Raw genomic sequence first — 6,865 nt, forward strand, 5'->3', positions numbered from 1 at the left:
ATGGAAATGTGGTCATTTTTCAAAAAAGACTTAATCGTATTTTGGCGCGATCGCAAAGGATTTTTATTATCTTTATTCCTTCCGATTGTTCTTATTGTTGTACTTAACTTTGCTTACGCCGGATTATTTGCTAGTGATGATCATTCAGTAAATATAAGGTTAGGAATCGTTCAGGAGGACGATCCCATTTCAGGTATGCAAGAGTTTGAAGCATTGGTTGAAGAAATGGAGCTGATGGAAGAAGAGAAGGATGAACTGCTTCAGCAGGCAGCAATTCATGAGCCTGGAACGGTTCTTTACCATATGCTTCATCGTCCAGAGTTTAAAGATTGGCTTGATGTGCGGGAGTTATCTATGGAAGAAGCAGTTAGTCAAGTTGAAGCAGGGAAGCTTGACGCCTATATGAGAATTCCGTCTCGTTTTACGCTTGATGTATTGAGGACAGGGATACTTGGGGATGATGTGGGAGCGCTGATTGCCATTCATGCAGAGGAGTACTCGACAGAAGTCCAAACCCTGCAGGAGATGATCAATCAATTTGTGAACAGCCTTAATTTTCAGTTTGCCCTTGAAAATACAAACGAATCAAGCGGGCGCGAACCTGTTCTCCCAATTGGTGGAGTGGAAAGAATTGAAGGTTCCGAAGCATATACAATGACACAATACTTTACGATTGCGGTGGCGACACTTTTTTCGTTGTTCATTGCTCAGACAGTGGCGATGAAAACGGTCACTGAAAAGAGAGAACGGGTATTTAACCGCATTGTTTTATCAAACAGCAGCCCTTTCGCGTTTTTAATGGGAAAAATGGCATCCACTTTTTGCTTCTGTTGGTTTCAAATAATGCTTACATTCATGGTTACCCAGTTTTCCCTTAATATTTTTCCAGATCACTCCATTCGATTTTGGAGCGGATTTGTGCTAATCATTTCAGTTTTTGTTTTAACAGTATCCGGTTTGTCCGCATTGTTTACTACGATTACTTTAAGACTGCAGAATCTTAATGCAGCCAACGGAATTTTCACCTTAATTATTATGTTAATGGGACTGATTGGCGGAAGTTTTTTCCCTCTTGAAGGTCTTCCGTTGGTATTTCAGAAAATGGGTGATTGGACGCCGAACGGATTAATACAAACGGTACTGAGTGATTGGATTCAAAATGGAATCTATTCTAATCTTTTGATGCCACTGTTAGTCCTTGTGTTGTTCTTTTCAATGGTTTTAGCTGTTAGTCTGGTACTGTTTCCAAGGAGGGAGAGTCTATAATGCTTGCGGTATTTAAAGCACAATTAAAAAAAGATGTTCGAAAGCCGGTTACAATCATTGCATTTATGGTTGTGAGTATATTAGCAACCCTTATATTTGGAAATAGTACATTTGGAAAACCGCCAACCGTGCCTGTATTTAGCACCGAGCCTAATGGGAAAGAAATAGAAGAAAAATGGATTCATTTGTTGAGAGAAAGTGAAGCTTTAAATTTTGTCCTTGCAGAGGAGGAAGGAGCACTTGAAGATGTGGCATCTGGAAAAAGTAATGTAGCGATCAAATTGATGGAGAATGATTATCGTATCATTACAGCTTCAAACCATTCAATTGTTCCGTTCGTTGAGCAAGAGGTCCATACCATATTTTCAGAAGAAGCTCAGCTTCAAGCGGTGGTTGGGGAGGAGGATACGACAAAAATTAGGAAGGTTGTTGCGAGTTATTTAGAGAATCCACCTCTACAAGTTGAAGTGAAATCCATTAGTGGTGGGGAAATCCCAAAGCATGATATGGGCACGCAATTACTGTTTGTTTTCACACTTTTTGCCGCCATGTTTACGATCGGTTTCAAAGTAAATGGAATTAATGAAGATAAAGTCAATGGGATATGGAATCGATTGATTCTTTCTCCTGTTACGAAAACAAATATGTATGTAGGGCATTTGCTTTATAGTTTTTGTATTGGCTTCTTTCAAATAAGCGTCGTCCTTTTATTATTTCAATATGTACTAAAGTTTGAGCTGGGCGATTTGAGATTAATCATGATGGTTGCTGCAATCTATACGTTAAGTATTGTCAGTTTGGCCATGCTTATAAGCGGTTTTCTAAGGACACCTGAAAAATTTAATATGGTCTTCACTTCTTTCATCCCAATGATTCCAGTTATAAGTGGATTATATATGCCGCCAGGGACAGTCAGCAATCCCATTCTATCATTTGTTGCCGACCTTTTCCCGTTAAAACATGCGGCCGATGCGATGTTAAATATTACTTTATATAATGCGAACTGGAACGACATTTCCTTATCTGTTGCGATTTTATTGCTGATATTTGTCATTTACATGGGAATTGGTATTAACTTAGTGGAGCGGAGAAGAGGGTAGTTAAATGGTGGAGACATGGAGCTGTGCTTCCCAATTGAGAGACAATGCAAAGTTTAACTTTTGGGCCACCCCAAAAAATAAAGCCGCGCTTTTCTGGAGAGGAGTTAAAAATGGAGATTAGACAATACCATCAAAGTGATGAAGTAGCTTGGGTTCGGTGCAGAGTTCTGTCGTTTTTGGATACAGCTTATTATGACCATGTTTTGCAGGAAAAAGAAACCTATGAAAATCCCGCAATTGAATTAGTAGCTGTTGAGGAAGGGCAACTGATTGGATTGTTAGATATTGAGTACGAAACGAAGGAAGGAAGCGTTTGTTCTAGGGGAACCGGAATTGGTGGGATGATATGGCATATAGCCGTCCATCCTGATTTTCGCAGTTCTGGTGTTGGCGGCAGATTGCTCCAAGAGGCAGAGCGAAGGGCAAGAGCTGAAAATCTTAGCCGTTTAGAAGCATGGACAAGAGATGATGTATGGGTTCAGGCTTGGTATGAAAAGAATGGTTTTAACAAAGTTGATTCCTATTTACATGTTTATCTAGAAAATGGTGAGGCAGAGGCATCTCTTACCAGTGATATCCCATTTCTAAAGCCAATTCATGCCTTTAGTCATTATGTGGGAGCAGACAGAGATCGAGTGAAGAGTAAGTTTAATCGAGTACATGAATGTGTTTGTTATGAAAAGAAACTTTAAAAAGAATTATATTTTACAAGAAGGCTGGCTTTCTAAAGATTCTAGAAATCTTTGGGAAGGCAGTTTTTCTTGTATGAAACATATAGCTTCCCAATATTTTGGAAACAGATGCTGGGATTTTATGCTATGATCATTGACGGATACTTACGTAGGATTGATTAGAAAGTAGGAGCTTTTACGGAGAAGATTTTGCAATGAAGGGGGCGATTGTCATGAATATGGGGCTCTACTTTCAAATAGATGTGGTGGAAGTAATGGTTAATAGTTTAACTTGGTTTCTCATTGTTTATTTTGCTTACCGAATCCGCAAGAAAAAGTCGCTTGTCATACCCATGTGGAAAATAATGGTGGTTGTTATCATCGGTCTCTTCTCTTTCTCGCTGGAGTTGAACTTTTTTGAAACACCGTTCAGATTTGCATTATTGCCTCTTGGCGTTTGGTTACTTTATTGGTTTAAGGGAAACAAGGAGAGATGGGAGAGGTATCGTATATTTGCTTGGTTAGGCTTTGGTGCAAACCTTCTATTTTTACTGGCAACGCTTATTTCGATTCCTATTCATGCTGGACTTTACCCTAGCAATAAACCGGATACATACATGGCGAATATCTCGAAGGCAGCGCTTATCCATATTCATCCATCAGCTAAAGAACAGGAACTTGACAAAAAGGCTCTATCACAACAACTGTCGCAATTAGAGCAAGATACTGTTTATAGTGAAGAGTGGCATCAAGACACCTATATGAATGCTGATTTGAATAAGAGGAGGGAGCGATTTCCTTACCAGTTGATCGGTGTTGCGTCAAAATGGGGAAGTGGTCTTAGTCCGATTATTTATTTAGAAGAAGACGGAAAAGGATTGTTAATTTCTACATCGAAAGAACAGTATTATTTTCGTTCTAAAGATTCCATCTTCTTAAGGAAGGGGGAATAAAAATGAGAAAGAAGCTTGTATGGGTAACAATCGGCATTGCATTAATCGTTCTGCTCTTCATTTATTTATTCTTCTTTTCAAAGCCTACTCCTTTTCCAACGCAGGAACAGCTGATCGAGGAAATGAATCAATTTTTCCCCGAAGCACGCGCTGCGACGATCCAAGAATCTATTTCAATAGATGAGCGGCATACACTTGTTCCGTTTATTTCGGAAACAGGAGATTACGGCTTAAGCTACTGGGTTTGGCAAAAACGAAACTGGCGTGTTGATCGAATTGATACAAAAGGGGGGCCGATGGTTTGGGAGATTAATAGTAGGAAGCCATCATCCTATTATTTCGTATGGAATATAAACCCGAATCATTTCTTACAAACGATTGATTTCTTTATGATAAGAGAAAGGGGATATCGCGTCATAGATGGAAAAGAGACTTATTATCCTAGAATACAGTTAAAGACGAATGTCTCTCTCCAAGATCAATCGTATGGAGTATTACCATTACCAGAGGATTGGGTAACTGTAACCGAATCGTTTTTAAAAGTGTCTCCACCAGCGCAAAAGGACTTTTTTTTTAATCAACTATTCCCTGATCAGCATCTATTTTTTGGTTGGAGTGCTTATGATCGTCTAGGAAATGTTAGTTTTCCGACAGAGCTTAATGGAAATAGCTTTTCTAATGGTAAATTAAATATTGATTATGTCTTGATTTTGAATGAGGAGAATTTGGAACAGCCCTAGTTTATAAGGCTGGCAGACCGTAGACAAATTCGAGGATTTCGAGTTTGCCTACGGTCTTTTTTCTTTTAGGAGAAATAAATAGATTATGTTGGTTGGTATCCACTCCGGGTGGACGCTTTTTCGCGGGCAGGACCGAGCCGCTTTTCCCGCTATGAGGAGGCTCACCGTCCCCCGGAAAGCAAGCACCCGAAGCGGAAATCAGCCTTTTTCCCACCATTCCTAAACAAAAAAATGACAAAGGGTAACGAGAAGGGCTTCTCACCACCTTTTGTCGTTTTTCGTTCTCGTTTAGAAGTTTCGTTTATCGAAGGAAAACAGACCCTTTAAGGTTGTACGGCGATGAACACTAAGGAATACAGCTTAGAATAACCTTTAATGGCTCCGAAGGCGCTCCGTACTTTTTGAGGCTGGGACAAAACCCACCTCTAAGATGAAAAAGCCGGTGAAATTTTACGAGAGTAAAATTTCACCGGCTTTGAGTATTTTTAGAATAAAAATAAGGACCACTTCTGATAAAATAAAGTCACCACAACAAAATCAAATCAGAAAGAAGGATCCTTATGTTTAAAAATTATACCATGAATCAATTAGTTTTGCCTTTAGATTTAGAAGTGAAATTACAAAATAATGATATTGCCTTCCATGTCCATCATTTAGTTGAAAGTATCCCTCAAGAAGCGTTTGAATCATTTCTTCGAAATGAAGGTTGTCCTGCCTATCATCCACGCATGATGCTTAAAATTATTCTATGTGCCTACACTCAATCTGTCTTTTCAGGACGTAAAATGGAGGCCCTATTAAAAGACAGTATCCGTATGATGTGGCTAGCTCAAGGATATGAACCAAGCTACCGAACAATCAACCGATTCCGTGTTCAACCAGAAGTGAAAGATTTAATCCGCCAATGTTTCGTCCAATTTCGTTGCCAATTGATTGAAGAAAAGCTAATCGATCAGGAAGCAATATTTATCGATGGTACAAAGATTGAAGCGAATGCGAATAAATTTACGTTTGTCTGGAAGAAATCGATTGAAAAATTTCATCAGAGTTTAATTGATAAGTCAAACCAGTTGTACAATGAGCTACTTGAGAACCAAATTATGCCTGAAATTGAACGTGAAAATGATGAACAACTATCATTGAAAGAGCTCAATCAAATGGTTCAAAAAGTAGATGAAGTCATTACTGAATATGACCAAAAAATAGAAGCATCATCGAGCGTAGAAGTAAGAAAAGTATTAAGAAGTGAACGAAAATATCCAAAGCAAGTGCGTAAGCAGTTGACTGATTATCTTGTACGGAAACAGAACTATCAACGAGACTTTGAAATCTTGGGCACACGTAATAGTTATTCGAAAACAGACCTTGATGCAACCTTCATGCGAATGAAAGATGATTATATGAAAAACGGACAATTGAAAGCTGGTTACAATGTACAAATCGCAACGGAAGGTCAATACGCGCTTGCCTATAGTTTATTTCCAAACCCAACAGATACACGTACGTTAATTCCATTTTTAGATGAGATTGAGCAACATTATTTTGAGTTACCGAAGCATATTGTGGCAGATGCAGGTTACGGCAGCGAACAAAATTTTAATGATATCCTTTCAAACAGAAACCGAGAAGCACTGATCACCTATAACATGTATTTGAAAGAACAAAAGAAAAAGTACAAACAAAATACATTTAATCCTGATAACTGGGAATATGATCAAGAAACCGATACCTATACATGTCCTAATCAGAAATGTTTAGAATTTCAATATCATTCTGTTCGAACTGACGCTACAGGTTTCCAAAGGAGTTTCAACATCTACGAGTGCGAAGACTGTTCAGGATGCCCATTCCGCTCATCATGTACCAAGGCAAAAGAAGGAAACAATCGAAAACTCATGGTGAACAAAAAATGGGAACAGCAAAAAGAATATGTGAGAACGAAGCTTTCAGAAGAGAAAACGAGTGCCATCTATCGAAAACGCAAAATTGATGTGGAACCAGTTTTTGGATTCTTGAAGGCTAATTTGCGTTTCACTCGATTTTCTGTACGAGGAAAATCGAAGGTAGAAAACGAAATGGGGCTCGCGTTAATGGCAGTGAATTTAAGAAAATTCACTGCCATTAACTAAGATAAT

Annotated in this window: 6 protein-coding genes; all 6 read left to right on the forward strand. The window is 38.8% G+C overall.

Annotated features, from left to right (window positions below; translation table 11 throughout):
* The first annotated feature begins 6 nt into the window (after nucleotides 1–6).
* On the forward strand, nucleotides 7–1,266 hold the full coding sequence (locus PZE06_RS12720) for an ABC transporter permease (protein WP_150915971.1): 1,260 nt from the start codon (nucleotides 7–9) through the stop codon (nucleotides 1,264–1,266).
* Nucleotides 1,266–2,366, forward strand: coding sequence for an ABC transporter permease (locus PZE06_RS12725; protein WP_150915973.1), 1,101 nt, complete (start codon nucleotides 1,266–1,268; stop codon nucleotides 2,364–2,366). The genes PZE06_RS12720 and PZE06_RS12725 overlap by 1 nt, the downstream gene beginning before the upstream one ends.
* Nucleotides 2,367–2,476: 110 nt before the next feature.
* Entirely contained in the window at nucleotides 2,477–3,058 is a 582-nt protein-coding gene (locus PZE06_RS12730; protein WP_150915975.1) for a GNAT family N-acetyltransferase, read from the forward strand.
* 194 nt (nucleotides 3,059–3,252) lie between these two features.
* Complete coding sequence (locus PZE06_RS12735; protein WP_225315209.1) at nucleotides 3,253–3,990, forward strand: hypothetical protein; 738 nt, start codon at nucleotides 3,253–3,255, stop codon at nucleotides 3,988–3,990.
* Nucleotides 3,991–3,992: 2 nt separating this feature from the next.
* Nucleotides 3,993–4,730, forward strand: coding sequence for a hypothetical protein (locus PZE06_RS12740; RefSeq protein ID WP_150915977.1), 738 nt, complete (start codon nucleotides 3,993–3,995; stop codon nucleotides 4,728–4,730).
* Between the two features lie 560 nt (nucleotides 4,731–5,290).
* Entirely contained in the window at nucleotides 5,291–6,859 is a 1,569-nt protein-coding gene (locus tag PZE06_RS12745; protein WP_275791694.1) for an IS1182 family transposase, read from the forward strand.
* Nucleotides 6,860–6,865: the final 6 nt, after the last annotated feature.

The organism is Robertmurraya sp. DFI.2.37 (assembly GCF_029211245.1).
Taxonomy (GTDB): Bacteria; Bacillota; Bacilli; order Bacillales; family Cytobacillaceae; genus Robertmurraya; species Robertmurraya methanolica_A.

Bases quoted from the DNA above. Each gene is read 5' to 3' on its own strand.
- PZE06_RS12725 (WP_150915973.1), top strand. From the start codon at position 1,266: ATGCTTGCGGTATTTAAAGCACAATTAAAAAAAGATGTTCGAAAGCCG.
- PZE06_RS12730 (WP_150915975.1), top strand. From the start codon at position 2,477: ATGGAGATTAGACAATACCATCAAAGTGATGAAGTAGCTTGGGTTCGG.
- PZE06_RS12735 (WP_225315209.1), top strand. From the start codon at position 3,253: ATGAAGGGGGCGATTGTCATGAATATGGGGCTCTACTTTCAAATAGAT.
- PZE06_RS12740 (WP_150915977.1), top strand. From the start codon at position 3,993: ATGAGAAAGAAGCTTGTATGGGTAACAATCGGCATTGCATTAATCGTT.
- PZE06_RS12745 (WP_275791694.1), top strand. From the start codon at position 5,291: ATGTTTAAAAATTATACCATGAATCAATTAGTTTTGCCTTTAGATTTA.
- PZE06_RS12720 (WP_150915971.1), top strand. From the start codon at position 7: ATGTGGTCATTTTTCAAAAAAGACTTAATCGTATTTTGGCGCGATCGC.